Below are 15805 nucleotides of genomic sequence, written 5' to 3' on the forward strand. Positions count from 1 at the left end.
AAATTGGTGACATTCTAGAGAATCGTTACCGCATCGATCGCCCCATTGCCCGCGGTGGCATGTCTACCGTGTATCGCTGCGTGGATTTGCGGCTCGGGCGGGCGGTCGCGGCCAAGGTCATGGACGAGCGCTATTGCGATGACCCAATCTTTATCAAGCGCTTTTCCCGCGAGGCCCGCGCAATGGCTCGCCTGCAGCACCCCAACCTAGTGGCTATCCACGATTTTTCAGCCGATGGCGAACCCATCTACCTCATCATGGAGCTCATCGATGGTGGTACGCTTCGTGAGCTTTTGGCAGAGGGAGGCCCCTTTCCAGCTCAGGCGGCCACCTCTACCCTGCGCAACGTTTTGCGCGGCTTGGAGGAGGTGCATTCCACTGGCCTCATCCACCGCGATATTAAGCCCGATAATGTGCTTATCACCTCCCACCACCGGGTAAAAGTAGGCGATTTTGGGTTAGTGCGCGCCACCAATGCTGAGGCCACCTCAGACACGATTGTGGGCACCGTGTCCTATCTAGCACCGGAGCAGGTCACGGGTGAGGAGATTACGCCTGCCTCGGACGTTTATTCGGCAGGCATCGTCCTTTTCGAGCTACTTACCGGAACCGTTCCCTTCTCCGGCGATACTCCCCTAGCGCATGCTACGGCTCGGTTGGATTCTGACGTCCCTGCGCCGTCATCGCGGATTTCTGGGGTGCCCAAGCTTGTCGACGCCCTCGTGGCCACCGCCACCGCCCGCGATCCCCGCGAGCGCTTCGCCGACGCCGGCGAGTTTCTTGAAGCACTCGATGATGTCTGCCGAGAGCTTGATCTTCCGGACGTCTCCATTCCCGCCCCTAGGAATGCTGCCGCAGCGCGCACTGCACAGGCACCCACGGACTTTTCTGGCACCGGTGCCACCGAAATCTTCGAGCCCACCCGCACCATCCCGCAAGGCGAAACAGAACAGCTCGATGGCGGGCCGACAGAAGTTATCCCACCGCAACGTCTGAGCTTCGAGACGAAGTTAGATTTGCCGCAGGCCGAGGCTGCTCCAGAGCCAGAGCCGCAATCTTTTTCTCGACCCCAAGCACAACCGTATTCGGCGGCCGAGCCCCCACTCGAACCATTTGCACCTGCAGCCGCATCTGCGCCCACACCGGTGCCGGCTTCCGTTCCCGAACAGCCGGTGCAGAGCGCACATGAAGAACCCGCCGAACGTCCGCTGACCAACCGCAATCCAATTTCGCTAGTACTTTTCTTACTAGTGGTCGCGATTGCCGTTGGAGCGGTAGCTATCGGCGGGTGGTGGTTCGGGTCCTCGCTCTACGACACGACACCGAACCTGTGGATTTAGTTACGCAGCATCTCCGCAATGAGGAAGGACAGTTCCAGCGACTGCTGCGTATTCAGGCGCGGATCCACGGCCGACTCATAGCGACCCGGAAGATCCACATCGGTGATGTCCTCGGCGCCGCCAAGGCACTCGGTAACATCCTCACCGGTGAACTCGAGATGTACACCGCCCGGATGGGTGCCCAGCTCACGGTGTACTTCGAAGAAGCCCTGCACCTCATCCACGATCTTGTCAAAGTGCCGAGTCTTGTAACCGTTCGATGCGGTAAAGGTATTGCCATGCATGGGATCGGACTGCCATACCACCTTGTGTCCGGAGTCTTCTACCGCCTTCACAATGGCCGGTAAAACGGTGCGTACCTTATCGTGGCCCATACGGGAGATCATGGTCAGGCGCCCTGGCTCGCGATGCGGGTCAAGCCTTTCCGCGTATTCCACGGCCTGCTCTGGAGTAACTCCCGGCCCCAGCTTGATTCCCACAGGATTGCCGATCATCGCCGCAAAATTGACATGGAAGTCTTCGATACCGCGGGTGCGCTCACCAATCCATACCTGGTGTGCGGAGAGATCGTAGAGCTTAGTATCGCCGTTATTGTCCTGGCCTAAGCGCAGCATGGACCGTTCGTAATCCTTCAGCAAGGCCTCATGCGAGCAGTAAATATCGGCCGAGCGCAGGGTGTCATCATGCACGCCACAGGCATTCATAAAGTTCAGGCCATTTTCGATCTCACGGGCCAGATCCTGGTAGCGGGCACCGGCGCGGGATTTCCTTACGAACTCACGGTTCCACTCGTGTAGGCGGTAGAGATCCGCAGTTCCAGAGGAGGTCAAGGAGCGAACCAGGTTCATCGCCGCCGAAGAATTGGCGTACGCCCGGATCATGCGGGCCGGATCGTGGCGGCGTGCTTCCTCGGTTGGCTCCACGGCGTTGACGATGTCACCGCGGTAATTCAGCAGGCCATTGGAATCCGTATCGGAAGATCGCGGCTTAGCATACTGGCCAGCAATTCGTCCCAACTTAACCACGGGTACAGAGGCACCATAAGTCAAAACCACGGCCATCTGCAGCAATGTTTTTACATTGCCGCGGATATGGGGCTCGGTATTGGACTCAAAAGTTTCCGCACAATCGCCGCCCTGCAGCAAAAAGGCATTGCCTAGGGCAACGTCTGCCAGCTTCTTTTTGAGCGCTTCGATCTCTGGTGCAACCACGATGGGTGGTACGGATTCGAGAATCTTGCGCACGTTATTGGCCTGGGCGGTATCCCAGCTGGGCTGCTGTTTTGCGTCACGCTTGATGACGTCCTTGAAGACTTCCTCGATGCCCTCTGGCAAAGGAGGAAGGTCCGGGAGAACGCCTTGCGGAATATCTACTGTCCAACTCACACTGCTATTTAACCACTAATAGCCTATCGCGCGTTAGTTAAATTCTAGATATTAATTCTATTGCCTTTAGAGAGCGGAAGCACTTGGGCGCAGGCGCGGAACTTGGCGAGGTTATGGCGGGCGTCGACAAGCGCATCGTGATTCCCCTTGGGCACTGCGGGCAGGCCCGGGCGGCCTGCAAACTCCCAATACTGCTTAAGCTCGCGGGTGTAGCGCGGCAGGCGCTTTGGCAAACCGGCCATATCTCCCCACAACTGTGCCAACACCACGTGATCATAGGCACCGACCCAAGCCCACAGCTCTACCGGAGTCGAGCTCTGCGTCAGGAATTCTAGGACCTCCGAGCGGATTGTATCCAAAGGCTTCCACACTGGATCGCGCGGGCTCGGCAGCTTATCCAATACATTATCTTTCACCCAAGAATTGGCCTTGGCGGGATCAAAATCCGTGGACACAGCGTAATATTCGCTGCCATTCTCACCGACGATGCCGATGGAGACCAATTCAATGGTCTGTCCATCCTCAATAAATTCGGTGTCATAGAAGTAGCGCACGTCTCCCAAGCCTAGCGCCGCCTAGTACACGGCAATAAATTGGCCCCTTAAAGCGACGGTTGTACACTTCTGGCGTGAAGAAGTCTCTGTGGTTTACTGCTCTACCCTTGTGCCTTTCCGCTCTCGTGGCCCTTTGGTGGCTCATTGATATACCGGAGCTTTTCTCAGGACACTTTTCCGCCTACTACCACATTGACCTTGACGTTTACCGCGAAGGAGGCGCTGGTTTTGGCAGCGACCTCTACGCCAAGGACTATCTCGTAGGCAGCAATCGCGACGTCTCCCTCCCCTTTACTTACCCGCCGTTCGCGGCGTTGCTCTTTACCCCACTGAGCTGGCTCCCTCTTACCGCCGCAAGCATCCTTGTATCCGTCGCCTCTTTTGCCGCACTCTGGGCCTGCGTAGCGCTCGTCCTTCGCTCCATTAAGTGCTCCGGATGGGCAGCTTGGGCACTACTGGCTGCCATGCTCACCGAACCTATTACGGAGACCTTTAGCTTCGGCCAGGTAAATATCCTACTCTCCGCCCTCGTGGTGGTAGACATCCTCTGGCTCCGTCCAGGCCGCGGACGAGGCGTGCTTACCGGTATCGCCATGGCTATCAAGCTCACCCCCGCAGTATTTCTTGCTGTGTTCTTTGTCCGCCGCGAGTGGCGCGCGTTTTTCAGCTCACTCGGCGCTTTCTTCGCAGCCGGACTAATCGCCTTTGCCTGCAATCCGCACAGCTGGATTCAGTACTGGAGCGAGACATTGCGCGATTCCAACCGCATTGGTGGGTTGGCTTATAGCTCCAACCAATCTCTGCGCGGTTTCTTTAGCCGCCTTGGCCCCCGATAACACAGAAGAGCTATGGCTCATAGCCGTTCTCGTCGTCATTGCCAGCGTGTGGTTTGTCATGGAGCGCCTCTCCCATGGAAACCAGTCCGTTCTCATGCTGCTGGCTGCATCAATATCACCACTTTGCTCGCTGGTGTCCTGGTCGCACCATTTCACTTGGCTGGTACTTGCTGGCGTCCTTCTTGCAGCCCAACGCCGGTGGAAGCTCGCCGCACTAACCTGGCTGGCTCTTTTGGCTCGCGGACATTGGCCCGTTCCTCACACCAATGGCCAAGAGCTGAATTGGGCTTGGTGGCAAAACATCGTGGGCAATGACTATGTCATCGTTACTGCTCTGCTGGTTCTTTGCTCGCTACCATTGGCTCTGCGGCGGACCGGCGCTTATCAATCCGCGGCGGAACCAATGTCCAACCGAGGATAGGGACCTTCCCCAGCGCCCACAGTGCCACCGAAGTAGCCGCCGAATAGAAAAAGCACATCGCTATCCAGAACCACGTATTTTCCATCGGCCACTGTCCTGCCAAGCTAACGGCATAATCGCGGTGGGCCATGAAGAAGCCGTACCCCACCGTCATGCCGATTGGGTGGGCCAAATAAATAGGCAAGGTATGGCGCCCCACAAACTTCACAAACGCAGAAACCGCCGGAATATGGCTGATGAGTACTGCCCCTACGATGCCAGCCGGGGTTTCGAGCGTCTGTTCCGCAAAGCGGATCAACAGGTCGAGATCCCCCCTGCCTAGGATATCGCTCCCGGGCAACGGCCAATGCACCGTTACTTCTCCTTCGAGGGCATTCCACGTTTTCCGGATGAACACTCCCGCGAAGTAGCTCACGATCGCCGTCCAGTAAGCCCACAGAGAACCCATGCGGAAGATGCGTTTGAAAGGGGCTTCGGCGGCATCGGCAAATCGCGTAATAGGCCCACGCAGATAGGCTGCGCCGACGAAAATAGGCAAAAACTTAATCGCATTGCCTATAAAGAAGTAATGATCCTGCCACGGGATGAACAACAGTGGTGTAAAGCTCAATGTCATGCCCGCCCATGCGGGCAGCTTGCGCACACTCCACAAAAAGATATTGAAGATGATGAGCGCGTGGATAAACCACGCAATGGTCTGGCCCAAAAGCAGGTTATAAATAAGATCCGTGAACTGCAGGTAGGGATCCCCAAACGCCCAATGGTGTTCAGTACGCTTGGTCCACAGCTCAACGGTCATCCACACCGTATAAGGAACGAGGAAAAACCACAGGCGGCGAGTAAATAACTCGCTAAAGGAATAGCGAAAAATTTTGGAAGAGAAATAGCCGGATACGAGGAAGAACAAGGGCAGTCGGAGAGGATCCAGCCACATGTTCAGGTCAGCCAACCACGTTGACTCACCTTCCGGAACCACCTGCGTCACGTGCAAAAGCACTACGCCGATAATGGATACACCTTTAGCGGTATCTGGCCAAGCTAAACGGGCCTTGGGAATAGTGATTACCTCCCCTTGTATTCAGCGCCGGCGGGGTAACCATGGCCGGCTTTGAGCGAAGCCTTCACATCGGAGGCGTACACGTCAACATAAGGCTGATCGCTCAACTCGGCCAAATTATGCATCACAAAGTCCGTGAAAGCACGGACAGTGTCATGCTCCGCTGGATTCATGCCGCGCTCCTTTGCCCAGTCATGCGGCCAGATAGGATCACCTACCCGCACGCCGACCTTAAACGGGCGCGGGATCCACGAGCCAATGGGATTGGCCTTGCGCGAATTGATCATCGCGATGGGAAATACTGGCTGATTAGTCTCCATGGCGATGCGCGCCATGCCGGTGCGTCCCCTGTACACGCGGCCATCTGGGGAACGAGTTCCTTCCGGATAGATACCGAAGAGATCGCCACGGGACAAAATGCCTTCTGCGGTTTCCACGATGGCGTCGCCAGCGTCCTCGCTATCGCGCTCGATGGGGACCTGGCCTACCGAGGTAAAGAACCACTTTTGCAGGCTACCAACAAGACCCGGAGTGGTGAAGTATTCCGACTTAGCCGGAAACGTTATCTGGCGCGGACACACCAAAGGAAAGAAGAAGGAATCCATAACCGCCTGGTGATTCGACACCAAAATCGCAGGACCCTCAGCGGGGATTTTCTCGATGCCCTCGGTCCACGGGCGATTCCATACTCGCAGGGCGGGTCCGAAGAAGATGTGCTTAAAAGTCCAGTACCACTTGTTTTTCATCGCCAGGTCGTCCTTTGTTAGTTTTAACGGCCACTGCGGGCCAAATCGGCTACGCCAATCATACCCGCTGCCGACCCTAATTCTGCGGTGGCAACACGTGCGAGGGGGCGATGCCCTGCCCCGACAATATCCTGTCCCATGGCTTGGGCAGCGCCCTCGAGGTAGAGGTCCGCATCTTGGGATACGCCGCCGCCGAGCACGATGAGCTCCGGATCCAAAACATCAGCAACAATGGATAGGCCCTGGCCCAGCCACCGGCTGAAGTCTTCCATTACCGCTACGGCAAGCGGATCTCCACGTCGCGCCGCTTGGGTAATTTCCTTACCGGTGGGCTCAGCCGGCAGCGAGGTTTCATAGCTTCCACGCAGATCAGCGCAGGTATCCGGCAACGCAGTACCGGAGGCATAGCGTTCCAAGCAGCCGCGCTTGCCGCAAGAGCACTGCCGGCCATTTGGGACTACCACGATGTGTCCAAATTCTGGGGCGGTGCCAAACGCACCGCGGTAGATGGTGTCATGCGTCATCAGCGTGGCACCGATACCTGTTCCTACCGCAAAGAAAACCCAATCCTCCGCTCCGCGGCCAGCACCAAAGCACCACTCACCCCACGCGGCGGAATTTGCATCATGCTCCAACCGCACGTGCATACCGAGCTTCTGCGAGAGCGATTCCCGGACATTAGCGTGCCGCCAGGGAAGGTGCGGGGCGAAGCGCACTACCTCGCACGTAGGATCCAAAAATCCCGCCAAGGCGAGGCCAACGGCGTCCACCTCATAGTCAGCGCGCAGCTCATCGACAATGCCCACAATGTCCGCTTCCAGCTGCTCTGCGTCCATGGAAGTAGGAACCGTGCGGCTCGCGAGAATCTCACCCTCCCGAGTGATCACTCCGCCGCGCACGTTGGTGCCACCGACGTCGAAGCCGATAGTCAGATCGGCGGAGTTGTTCTTAAGCATGCATAACAGAATATACCGACAACCGGGTTAGGGTCACATCAAGACATCAGCTGCCGCAATCGCTGCCCCATTATCCGCCACGTCCAATTCTCTTCCACATGGCGACGCCCCGCCTGCCCCATGCGCAGCCTACGCTGCGGGTCAGCCAAGAGAGCTTTCAACGCTCCAGCTAGTTCCGGCACAGATCCGCCCTTGACGACGACCCCCGTTTCCCCCGTCACCGTCTCCGGTGCACCACCGGAGTCTCCAGCGACAACCGGCAGGCCGCACGCTTGCGCCTCCAAATAGACGATTCCCAAGCCCTCGACGTCAAGCCCTCCGCCGCGAGTGCGGGCCGGCATGGCAAAAACATCCGCTGCATGCAATGCAGTCTCAATGCTTTCTGCTTCTTGGATCACTGCGTCCGGGCAGTACATTTCCGCCAGTTGCTCTAGGGCCGCGCGATAGCGTCCGCGGCCTATGAGCAGTAGCTGTGCATCTGGGAATTCCTCGCGCACTAAAGGCATAGCGCGGAGCAGCTGGTCTTGACCCTTGCGCGGGACAAACCGTGAAATGCAGACGATGGTCGGCCCTGCAACCCCGAACTCTGCCTTCGCCGCTGCGCGGTTCTCTGGCGTGGCTGGAGAAAGGCCTTCCACGCTCACTCCGGAAGGCAGGTGCTCCCAGCGCGGATTCGGTCCAAATGGTCGACGCAACCGACGCAGGGTGTAGTCAGAAATATAGGTAATCACGTCAGCATTGTCACCAATGCGGCGCAGGCACTGCCGAGCAACGGGCACCATTGACCACCCCACTTCGTGCCCGTGCGTCGTAGCTACCACACAGGTCGCCCCCGCCTCCTTTGCGGCCTTGCCCATCAAAGCAAGGGGCGCGGCTGCACCAAACCATACGATGTCAATATTTTCTGCGCGGATGATCTCCTGCATCCGACGCACCGTGGCGGGCGTCGGCAACATCACGCGGCGAGGCCAGCGGATGACCTTGTAGTCCACCCCAGCATCGAATTCCGCCGGCGATTCCTGGGTTGAGGCGAAGACCACGACATCGCGCGGATCTAAGGTCGCTACGAAATCGCGCAGGTAAGACTGAATCCCGCCAATCTTGGGCGGGAAGTCATTGGTTACCAGCAGAACGCGGGCCACTTAGTACCGCGCCGTTCCGGTAATCGGCATGGACTTCAGCGGTACTACCTGAACAGGCACGCCATAGGTAGAGGCATGGACCACCTGACCATTACCGATGTACATGCCCACGTGAGTTACTCCCGGGTAATAGCCCACGATATCGCCCGGCTGTAGGTCTTCCAGCGGTACCGATGTGCCACCGGCAATCTGAGCTTGGGACGTACGCGGAATGGACTTGCCAATCTGCTGATACGCCCAGAACATCAATCCAGAGCAGTCGAACTGATCGGGGCCAGCCGCACCCCAGCCATATGGAGCGCCCAGCTTCGACAACGCTGCGGAAGCAGCGCCGTCTGCGACCTCGCCCAAATCCATATCCGGCTTATCAGATCCGCCGAACTGGCCTTCCCAAGCCTCGCGTTGCTGTTCATCGAGGGCGTCCACCTGCTTTTCGATGTCCTTTTGCTGCTTTTCCAGCTCCTCCTTCTCCTTGAGAAGCTCCTCGCGCTGCTCTTCCAGCACCTTCTTTTCCTCGCGCACCTTGGTGGCGGCGTCGGCAGCCTTATGCTTTTCCTCTTCCGCCATGGAAGCGGCATTAGCCTTTGCATCAAGAGTGCGCTGGGCCTTGCGGGAAAGCGCGCCGAGGTAGCCCATGCGCTCTACGGCATCGGAGGGATCTTCTGCAGCCAAGGCACCAGACACTGCCGAACGGGAATCACCACGGTAGCGCGACTGTGCGATGCCATTGACACGGTCCTGCTGGGTGGAAACATCGCCTTTAGCCTCGTCCGCACGCGCTTGTGCCTCAGCGGCGGCCTGCTCAGATTTAGCGACCTCAACCTGCTTTTCCTCGAGCTTGACCTCAAGCTCTTTTACTTCTTCATTCTTGGCAGAAACCTTGCGCGCGACTTCGCCAACGCGCTCCACCAAGGCGTCCACATCTTCGGTGGCACTCTCCTGTTGCGGAGCCGCCTCCTGCGCAACAACCTGCGAAATCCCAGAAACCGACGTAACAGCAAGAGCCGCTGCAAGTGCAGCTGCAGGAAGTACTCGTTTAGACACGTAAGGACCCTTAGACTAAGAAAATTTTAAAAATCGTACTAACTATAGCGGGTTTTACCCCCTAATGCACGACAAAGCCCTCCCCGCGAAGGGGAGGGCAAGATCCACTGCTTCTTAGAAGCGAACTGCGGAGTGAATCGGCATGTAGTTCAGGTCGCGCTCCTGAACCGGGACGCCGGAGTTAAGGGCGTCGATGATGGTGCCGTGGCCGGTGTAGATACCAACGTGGGAAGCACCACCGTAGTAAGCGATGATGTCACCCGGCTGCAGCTGATCCAGGGATACCGGGGTACCGGCGGCAGCCTGTGCCTGAGAGGTACGCGGGATCTGCTTGCCAGCCTGAGCGTATGCCCAGCTGGTCAGACCGGAGCAGTCAAAGGCGTTCGGGCCAGCGGCGCCGTATACGTACGGGGAGCCGATGACGGAGCGTGCTGCAGCCAGTGCCTTCTGGCCAACGGTCTGCTGTGCCGGAGCGGCCTGCTTGTGGCCAGCTGCTGCGTAGTTGGTGTTCTGCTGGTTAGAAACCTTACCCAGGGACGGAACGTAGCGGTCGATGTTCGGAACCTGGTCAATGTTCGGGACGTTTTCCAGACCTGCTACCTCAAAGCGGTAGTCAGTATTAGGTACGACGACCTCTGCTGCCTGTGCGACGCCCGGTGCGACGACGGCGGCGGTTGCAGCCAGTGCTGCAGTAGATGCGATGCGACGGGTGTTCTTCATGCCCTGACGACGGTGCTGTGCCATGAGTAAAACTCCAAATCTTCCTGCGCGCCTACTCCCCTTGTAAAGGAAGCTCTGACCCTGGGGGACTAGCGTTCGTTGGGAATCCGTTCCTTTAGGATTTCCTCCACTCGGCCCCTCAGTAGGAGGGGCCAGATGCGGCGCTGTAATTCTTCTGTTTAGATTGAGCACCTTTTCGGGCGGTAACTCAATGTCTCGAATAGGTTACGAAATCATCACAAGCAATGTCCATTCGCGACACCAAAATAACGTTTGTTATCGCTTCGTTACCTTCTGTTGACCTTGTCGAGATTTAACCTCCACATCGACGCTAGTTCCCACCAGAACTTGATGCTTTAAGGTCACAAACTGCACAAACGACAGAGGATGGCAGACACCTGACCAAGAAATACCCTTACTAAGAAAACGATTAACAATTAAGAGAAATCTAAATTGTGACTTTCAGCACTAAGACATTTTGGCAGCCCCTTCTTCCCCACCAATTGACTCCTCTACCGCACGCCTAGAGCCTAGTTTTCATCGCAACTGCGCCCCGCTTTGCCGCTTTTCCTTGCGGTGGTTCTAGCTAAACCGCTTTCCGACGCCCCTTAAGGCGCTCAATCGACGAGCGCAGCGTGCCTCAAGCCAATAGCCTTTCGGCATTCACACCTACCTGAGCCCACGCACTAGGCTCCTAAGGCTGTAAATCACGAGAGAACCACTAAACTCCGACAATACGAGCACCAGAACGTGTACTAAACCGACTGCACAACAACTTTCAGCAGCACTTCTTCAGATGCTCCAAGATTCATAAAGATTCTCAGGCACGCGACGCCCCCTTCGACAACTCTCGTAGCAGCCAGAAAAATGAGGACTGCGTTCGGAATCGATCTGTATATACGCAAGACCCGCCCTTGCTCCTTCAACAAGAGCAAGGGCGGGTCTGTGAGCGCGTTTCGAGTAGTCCTCAGGAAAAGCGGTTAGATGCGGCCGTTTTCCTCGTCCTCACGACGGTTAGCCTCGTTAAGGCGGCGGAACATCTCCGCTTCCTCGTCGTGATTATCGGAGTGGATTTCGTGTACTCGGCGCATGAGGGCCGAGTCATCAGGGCTGAAGGTGCCCTGGGTCTCGGAATCAGCGAGGCCGAGGTGGTTCAGCTGCTTCGGCACCTGAGCACCTGCGTACTCGAGCGGAACCGGGTGTCCATCGGCATCAACCGGGCCGAGCGGCTGGTGAACCTCGATGAAGGCACCATTCGGCATCTGCTTGATAACGCCGGTTTCAATACCGTGCTCCAGCACCTCGCGGTCAGAGCGCTGCAGACCAACACAAATGCGGTAGGTCATGAAGTACGCAATCGGAGGCAGCACGATGAGGCCGATACGACCAACCCAGGTCATAGCGTTCAGCGAAATCTGGAAGAAGTTTGCCACGTGGTCGTTACCACCGGAAAGGGTAACCAGCAGGAAGAACACGATCGCAGCCGCGCCGATAGCGGAGCGGGTAGGAACATCGCGCGGACGCTGCAGCAGGTTGTGGTGTGCATCGTCGCCGGTGAACTTCTTCTCCAAGAACGGGTACGCCATCAGCAGGACGACCATGAGGCCACACAGCAGGGCTACCCAGAACGCGGAAGGAATGGTGTAGTTGCCGATGTAGAGCTCCCATGCCGGCATGACACGAGCAACACCGTCAGTCCACAGCATGTAGATATCTGGCTGGGAACCAGCAGAAACCTGGGATGGGTTATAAGGTCCAAGCGTCCAGATTGCGTTGATGGTCAGCAGACCAGACATCAGCGCCAGTACGCCAGCAACCATCATGCCCATGCCGATAGCCTTAGTAGCGAAGACCGGCATAATGCGCACACCAACCACGTTGTTCTCTGCACGGCCTGGTCCAGGGAACTGGGTGTGCTTCTGGAACCAAACCATAATCAGGTGGGCTGCAATCAAGCCAAGGATGATGCCCGGAATAACCAGAACGTGCAGGATGTAGAAACGATCCAGCATCAGGTCAGACGGGAAGTCACCGCTAAAGATTGCCCAGTGCAGCCAGGTGCCGATAATCGGCAGGCCCAGGATGATGGCGGACATGATTCGCAGACCAACACCGGAAAGCAGGTCGTCCGGCAGGGAGTAACCAAGGAAGCCCTCGATCATGCCCAGCAGGATAAGTGCGCAACCGATAATCCAGTTTGCTTCACGCGGACGACGGAACGCACCGGTGAAGAAGATGCGCAGCATGTGCGCAACCATGGACATCATGAACAGCAGAGCTGCCCAGTGGTGCATCTGGCGTACGAACAGGCCACCACGAACTTCGAAGGAGATATCCAGCGCGGTGGCGTATGCGCGGGACATTTCTACACCATTAAGCGGTGCGTAGGTGCCGTCGTAAATGACCTTGGTGATGGAAGGGTCGAAGAACAGCGCCAGGTAGATACCGGTCAGTACAAGAATGATGAAGCTGTATAGCGCCATCTCACCGAGCATGAAGGACCAGTGGGTCGGAAAGACCTTGTTCAGCTGAGTCCTCAGCACGCCGGCGGCGCTATAGCGCTCATCCATGTTGTTGCCCATTTGGGCGAGTTTATTGCTCATTATGACTTACGCTCCCAGAATGCCGGGCCGACAGGCTCAATGAAGTTGCCCTGTGCAACGAGGTAGCCCTCGTCGTCCACCGTGATAGGCAGCTGTGGCAATGCGCGGGCAGCCGGGCCGAAGACCGGCTTTCCGTAGTGCAAAGCGTCGAACTGCGATTGGTGGCACGGGCACAGGATTCGGTTGGTCTGAGCCTCATACAGAGAGGTCGGGCAACCGATGTGGGTACAGATCTTGGAGTAGGCGTAGTAGTCGCCGTGGTGGAAGTCTTCCTGACCTTCGCGCTCGATTGCCTTCTGGGCGTCGTTGTGACGCAGGCGAATCAGCATGACCGCATTGCGGTTGCCGTGAATCGAATGCATGTGGTGCTCGTAGACATCGCGCTCGGCATCGTACTTGTCGCCATCGTTGACGTCTTCTTCTGCCAGCGGGAAGACGGTCTCCATGCCGCCTGCTGCCAGATCCTCCGGGCGCACACGAACCAAGCGGGTAACACCCTTGGTGCTGTAGTGCTCACCGGTTTCACCGGAGTGCTTCTCGGCGATGGTACCGGTGTCGCGGGCCAGGTAAAGCTTGACGCCTTCATTGTGCAGGGTCCAGCCGGAAGTCCACAGGGTGCCGTCGCCGGCATAGTTCATATTGTGGCGAACCTTCCAGGGGTTCTTGATTGCGCCGCCAAGCGGAGCAATCACGGTTAGACCGAACAGAACGCCGGCGCCGCCCAGCAGACCTTGGACGGTCTTGCGGCGACCCAGAGTCGAGGTCTTCCAAGAATCGTTCAGAAGGGCGGTCAGGGTACGGCGGTCAACCTCTTCGGAAGGACCGTCGTGACGACGCTGAACGGAGATCTCCTCGGGGAGAATCTTCTTTACGTACTGAACGATGGCGATGCCCAAGCCGCAAATTGCGAGGGCAGCAGTAATACCCAGCAGAGGGGTGTAGAGAGTGTGCCAAATATGGCCCTCCTCCCCTAGCTGCTTGTACTGCCACGGCCAGAACAGATAAACGCCGAGGAACCCGAGACCGCCAATGACGGACAGGAACAACCAGATAGCAACGTTACGTCCAGCGCGCTTTTCAGCTGGGTCACCTTCGACTGGGAAACGTTCCTTACGGAACGCAACGGTGACGTCATCGAGCTCGGTACCAAGAGCAGCGAGTTCATCGTTGCTCATCCTGTCGAGCTCAGCGTTAGTGTAATTCTTCTTCACATTGCTCATGAGCGCGATCCAATCCACATAGCGGCAGCGCACAGGGCGCTAATACCGATAATCCACATTGCCAGGCCTTCCGCTACTGGGCCGAGACCACCAAGGTCCCAACCTGCTGGGGAAGGAGTTTCCTTTGCAGACTTGAGGTAGGCAATGATGTCCTTCTTCTCATCTGCGGTCAGCTGGCGGTCGGAGAACTTAGGCATGTTCTGCGGACCTGTCAGCATTGCCTGGTAGATCTCCTGCTCGCTTGCCGGAGCCAGCTCCGGAGCGAACTTACCGGAGGACAGAGCGCCGCCCTGGCCGGTGAAGTTGTGGCAGGAAGCGCAGTTCATGCGGAAGAGCTCGGAGCCCTTCGCTACGTCTTCTGCCTGGATTTCGCCATTGTAGTTAGCACCACGCAGCGATTCCTGAGCAACGCTTCCGTCGTCGTTGTAGACAATGTCTGCGCCGCCACCGTTGGCTGCAACATATGCAGCAAGAGCCAGAGTCTGCTGCTCGGTGTAGCGAGGAGCCTTGCGCTCTGCTTGGGCGTCGTTAGACATCATCGGCATACGGCCGGAGTGCACCTGGAAGTACACGGAACCAGCACCGATACCGACGAGGGACGGACCGCGACCTTCGATGCCCTGCAGATTGGCACCGTGGCAGGTGATACAAGCGGTGTCATAGATGTCCTTACCCTCTTGGACGAGGGCTTGGTCATCTTTTTCCGCCGTGGCGACCTGTGCGTCCGGGGTCAAGGCAGAAGCCAAGACGCCCGCACCGGACAGGCCAATCGCCAAAGCGAAGCCACCGGCAAGGGTGCGCTTCGCCTTGCGGCGACGGCGGGTCTTCTTAGCCGCCGCAGTGGTCTGCTCCACTGCCACGGACTGCGAATTGTTATCCATCATTTTCCTTTAGATAACTCGAACACGGGAGGACTGTTTGGGGATTGTGGCCAGTGCTACTGGACCAAGTAAATAACGGTGAAAACGCCGATCCACACAACGTCAACGAAGTGCCAGTAGTAGGACACTGCCATTGCTGCGGTCGCCTGTGCCGGCGTGAACTTGGACTTAGCAACGCGCGCGAGAATGATTGCAAAAGAAATCAGACCCGCGGTCACGTGCGCAGCGTGGAAGCCGGTGATGATGTAGAACACCGAACCGAAGACGCTGGACTGCACAGTCACACCTGCGTGAATCAACTCGGTCCACTCAAACGCCATGATGCCCAGGAACACAACGCCCAGTACCAGCGTTACGGTGTACCAGAGTCGAAGCTTGTAAACGTCACCCCTTTCTGCGGCAAACACGCCGAACTGCGAGGTCACAGAAGAAGAAATCAGCACTGCCGTAATGAGGAAACCCATGGGCAGGTTGATATGGGCGGTGTGCTCCGCCCAATCGCCTTCCTGACCGTTTGCTCGCGAGGTAAACCACATCGCGAACAGTCCGGCAAAGAACATCAATTCCTGAGACAGGAACACGATAGTGCCGACACTGACCATATTGGGTCGGTTCAGTGAGGCAGCACGTGGTGCTGTCATACCTTGGTTAGAAACTACGCTCGTCACAGTGGCTATTATGGCCGTTCCGGGCGCTGAAGTCACCTCGATTCCCCCCGCTTTCTCCATTCTTTTTTGATGCTTCGTCCAGCAAAAGGCCAGCAAGTCAGAGTCAAAAACTTTATTTTTCCAAACGGGAACTTTTCGCCCCGCTTTCCGACGTCCCATTGATGCAGGTGACACCACACGTCGGGCCCTACCCTGAAATTCCGAAGCACCCCGGCCACCCGACGCCTCCACT

Annotated in this window: 15 protein-coding genes; 2 read left to right on the plus strand and 13 right to left on the minus strand. The window is 57.4% G+C overall.

What is annotated here, in order from left to right; translation table 11 throughout:
• Positions 1–14: 14 nt before the first annotated feature.
• Complete coding sequence (locus tag MHY08_RS11720; RefSeq protein ID WP_367620242.1) at positions 15–140, minus strand: hypothetical protein; 126 nt, start codon at positions 138–140, stop codon at positions 15–17.
• Here MHY08_RS11720 and MHY08_RS01035 point away from each other — a divergent pair.
• On the plus strand, positions 81–1340 hold the full coding sequence (locus MHY08_RS01035; protein WP_367620232.1) for a protein kinase: 1260 nt from the start codon (positions 81–83) through the stop codon (positions 1338–1340). The two genes, MHY08_RS11720 and MHY08_RS01035, sit on opposite strands and share 60 nt — an antisense overlap.
• Here MHY08_RS01035 and MHY08_RS01040 read toward each other — a convergent pair.
• Together MHY08_RS01040 and MHY08_RS01045 are read right to left on the minus strand one after the other, a co-directional pair.
• Complete coding sequence (locus MHY08_RS01040) at positions 1337–2725, minus strand: class II 3-deoxy-7-phosphoheptulonate synthase (RefSeq protein ID WP_239228186.1); 1389 nt, start codon at positions 2723–2725, stop codon at positions 1337–1339. The two genes, MHY08_RS01035 and MHY08_RS01040, sit on opposite strands and share 4 nt — an antisense overlap.
• Before the next feature lie 44 nt (positions 2726–2769).
• The gene (locus MHY08_RS01045) at positions 2770–3279 is read right to left on the minus strand and encodes a polyadenylate-specific 3'-exoribonuclease AS (protein WP_239228289.1); all 510 of its coding nucleotides are present in this window, start codon (positions 3277–3279) and stop codon (positions 2770–2772) included.
• A gap of 74 nt (positions 3280–3353) precedes the next feature.
• Here MHY08_RS01045 and MHY08_RS01050 point away from each other — a divergent pair, with 74 nt between their 5' ends.
• Positions 3354–4115: a glycosyltransferase 87 family protein gene (locus tag MHY08_RS01050; protein WP_239234802.1), complete on the plus strand. Its 762-nt coding sequence runs from the start codon at positions 3354–3356 to the stop codon at positions 4113–4115.
• Between the two features lie 326 nt (positions 4116–4441).
• Here the strand turns inward: MHY08_RS01050 and MHY08_RS01055 are convergent, their stop codons facing one another.
• From MHY08_RS01055 to MHY08_RS01100, 10 genes are all read right to left on the minus strand, one after another.
• Positions 4442–5533, minus strand: a complete 1092-nt coding sequence (locus MHY08_RS01055; RefSeq protein ID WP_367620233.1) for a hypothetical protein — start codon at positions 5531–5533, stop codon at positions 4442–4444.
• Between the two features lie 65 nt (positions 5534–5598).
• Positions 5599–6339, minus strand: a complete 741-nt coding sequence (locus MHY08_RS01060; protein WP_239234806.1) for a 1-acyl-sn-glycerol-3-phosphate acyltransferase — start codon at positions 6337–6339, stop codon at positions 5599–5601.
• Positions 6340–6362: 23 nt separating this feature from the next.
• A complete protein-coding gene (locus MHY08_RS01065; protein WP_005324472.1) occupies positions 6363–7295 on the minus strand; it encodes an ROK family protein in 933 nt (310 codons plus the stop codon).
• A 38-nt stretch (positions 7296–7333) separates the two neighbouring features.
• Positions 7334–8437, minus strand: coding sequence for a glycosyltransferase family 4 protein (locus tag MHY08_RS01070; protein ID WP_239193592.1), 1104 nt, complete (start codon positions 8435–8437; stop codon positions 7334–7336).
• On the minus strand, positions 8438–9481 hold the full coding sequence (locus tag MHY08_RS01075) for an NlpC/P60 family protein (protein WP_239234808.1): 1044 nt from the start codon (positions 9479–9481) through the stop codon (positions 8438–8440). It lies immediately after the preceding gene.
• 114 nt (positions 9482–9595) lie between these two features.
• Positions 9596–10225, minus strand: a complete 630-nt coding sequence (locus MHY08_RS01080; RefSeq protein WP_204608313.1) for a C40 family peptidase — start codon at positions 10223–10225, stop codon at positions 9596–9598.
• 956 nt (positions 10226–11181) lie between these two features.
• Positions 11182–12804: a cytochrome bc complex cytochrome b subunit gene (locus MHY08_RS01085; protein WP_239234810.1), complete on the minus strand. Its 1623-nt coding sequence runs from the start codon at positions 12802–12804 to the stop codon at positions 11182–11184.
• The gene (locus tag MHY08_RS01090) at positions 12804–14024 is read right to left on the minus strand and encodes a ubiquinol-cytochrome c reductase iron-sulfur subunit (RefSeq protein ID WP_239234812.1); all 1221 of its coding nucleotides are present in this window, start codon (positions 14022–14024) and stop codon (positions 12804–12806) included. The genes MHY08_RS01085 and MHY08_RS01090 overlap by 1 nt, the downstream gene beginning before the upstream one ends.
• The gene (locus MHY08_RS01095) at positions 14021–14908 is read right to left on the minus strand and encodes a c-type cytochrome (protein WP_005324465.1); all 888 of its coding nucleotides are present in this window, start codon (positions 14906–14908) and stop codon (positions 14021–14023) included. Before MHY08_RS01095 ends, MHY08_RS01090 begins: the two co-directional genes overlap by 4 nt.
• A gap of 53 nt (positions 14909–14961) precedes the next feature.
• Positions 14962–15546 carry a heme-copper oxidase subunit III gene (locus MHY08_RS01100; protein ID WP_179386734.1) on the minus strand — a complete coding sequence of 195 codons (585 nt, stop codon included), beginning with the start codon at positions 15544–15546 and terminating at the stop codon, positions 14962–14964.
• Positions 15547–15805: the final 259 nt, after the last annotated feature.

The organism is Corynebacterium sp. ACRPJ (genome assembly GCF_022347345.1).
GTDB lineage: Bacteria > Actinomycetota > Actinomycetes > Mycobacteriales > Mycobacteriaceae > Corynebacterium > Corynebacterium tuberculostearicum_D.

What these genes read in the sequence shown, in the direction of transcription:
- MHY08_RS01095 (WP_005324465.1), bottom strand. Translation starts at nt 14,908, where the DNA reads ATGATGGATAACAATTCGCAGTCCGTGGCAGTGGAGCAGACCACTGCG.
- MHY08_RS01065 (WP_005324472.1), bottom strand. Translation starts at nt 7,295, where the DNA reads ATGCTTAAGAACAACTCCGCCGATCTGACTATCGGCTTCGACGTCGGT.
- MHY08_RS01100 (WP_179386734.1), bottom strand. Translation starts at nt 15,546, where the DNA reads ATGACAGCACCACGTGCTGCCTCACTGAACCGACCCAATATGGTCAGT.
- MHY08_RS01080 (WP_204608313.1), bottom strand. Translation starts at nt 10,225, where the DNA reads ATGGCACAGCACCGTCGTCAGGGCATGAAGAACACCCGTCGCATCGCA.
- MHY08_RS01060 (WP_239234806.1), bottom strand. Translation starts at nt 6,339, where the DNA reads ATGAAAAACAAGTGGTACTGGACTTTTAAGCACATCTTCTTCGGACCC.
- MHY08_RS01085 (WP_239234810.1), bottom strand. Translation starts at nt 12,804, where the DNA reads ATGAGCAATAAACTCGCCCAAATGGGCAACAACATGGATGAGCGCTAT.
- MHY08_RS01090 (WP_239234812.1), bottom strand. Translation starts at nt 14,024, where the DNA reads ATGAGCAATGTGAAGAAGAATTACACTAACGCTGAGCTCGACAGGATG.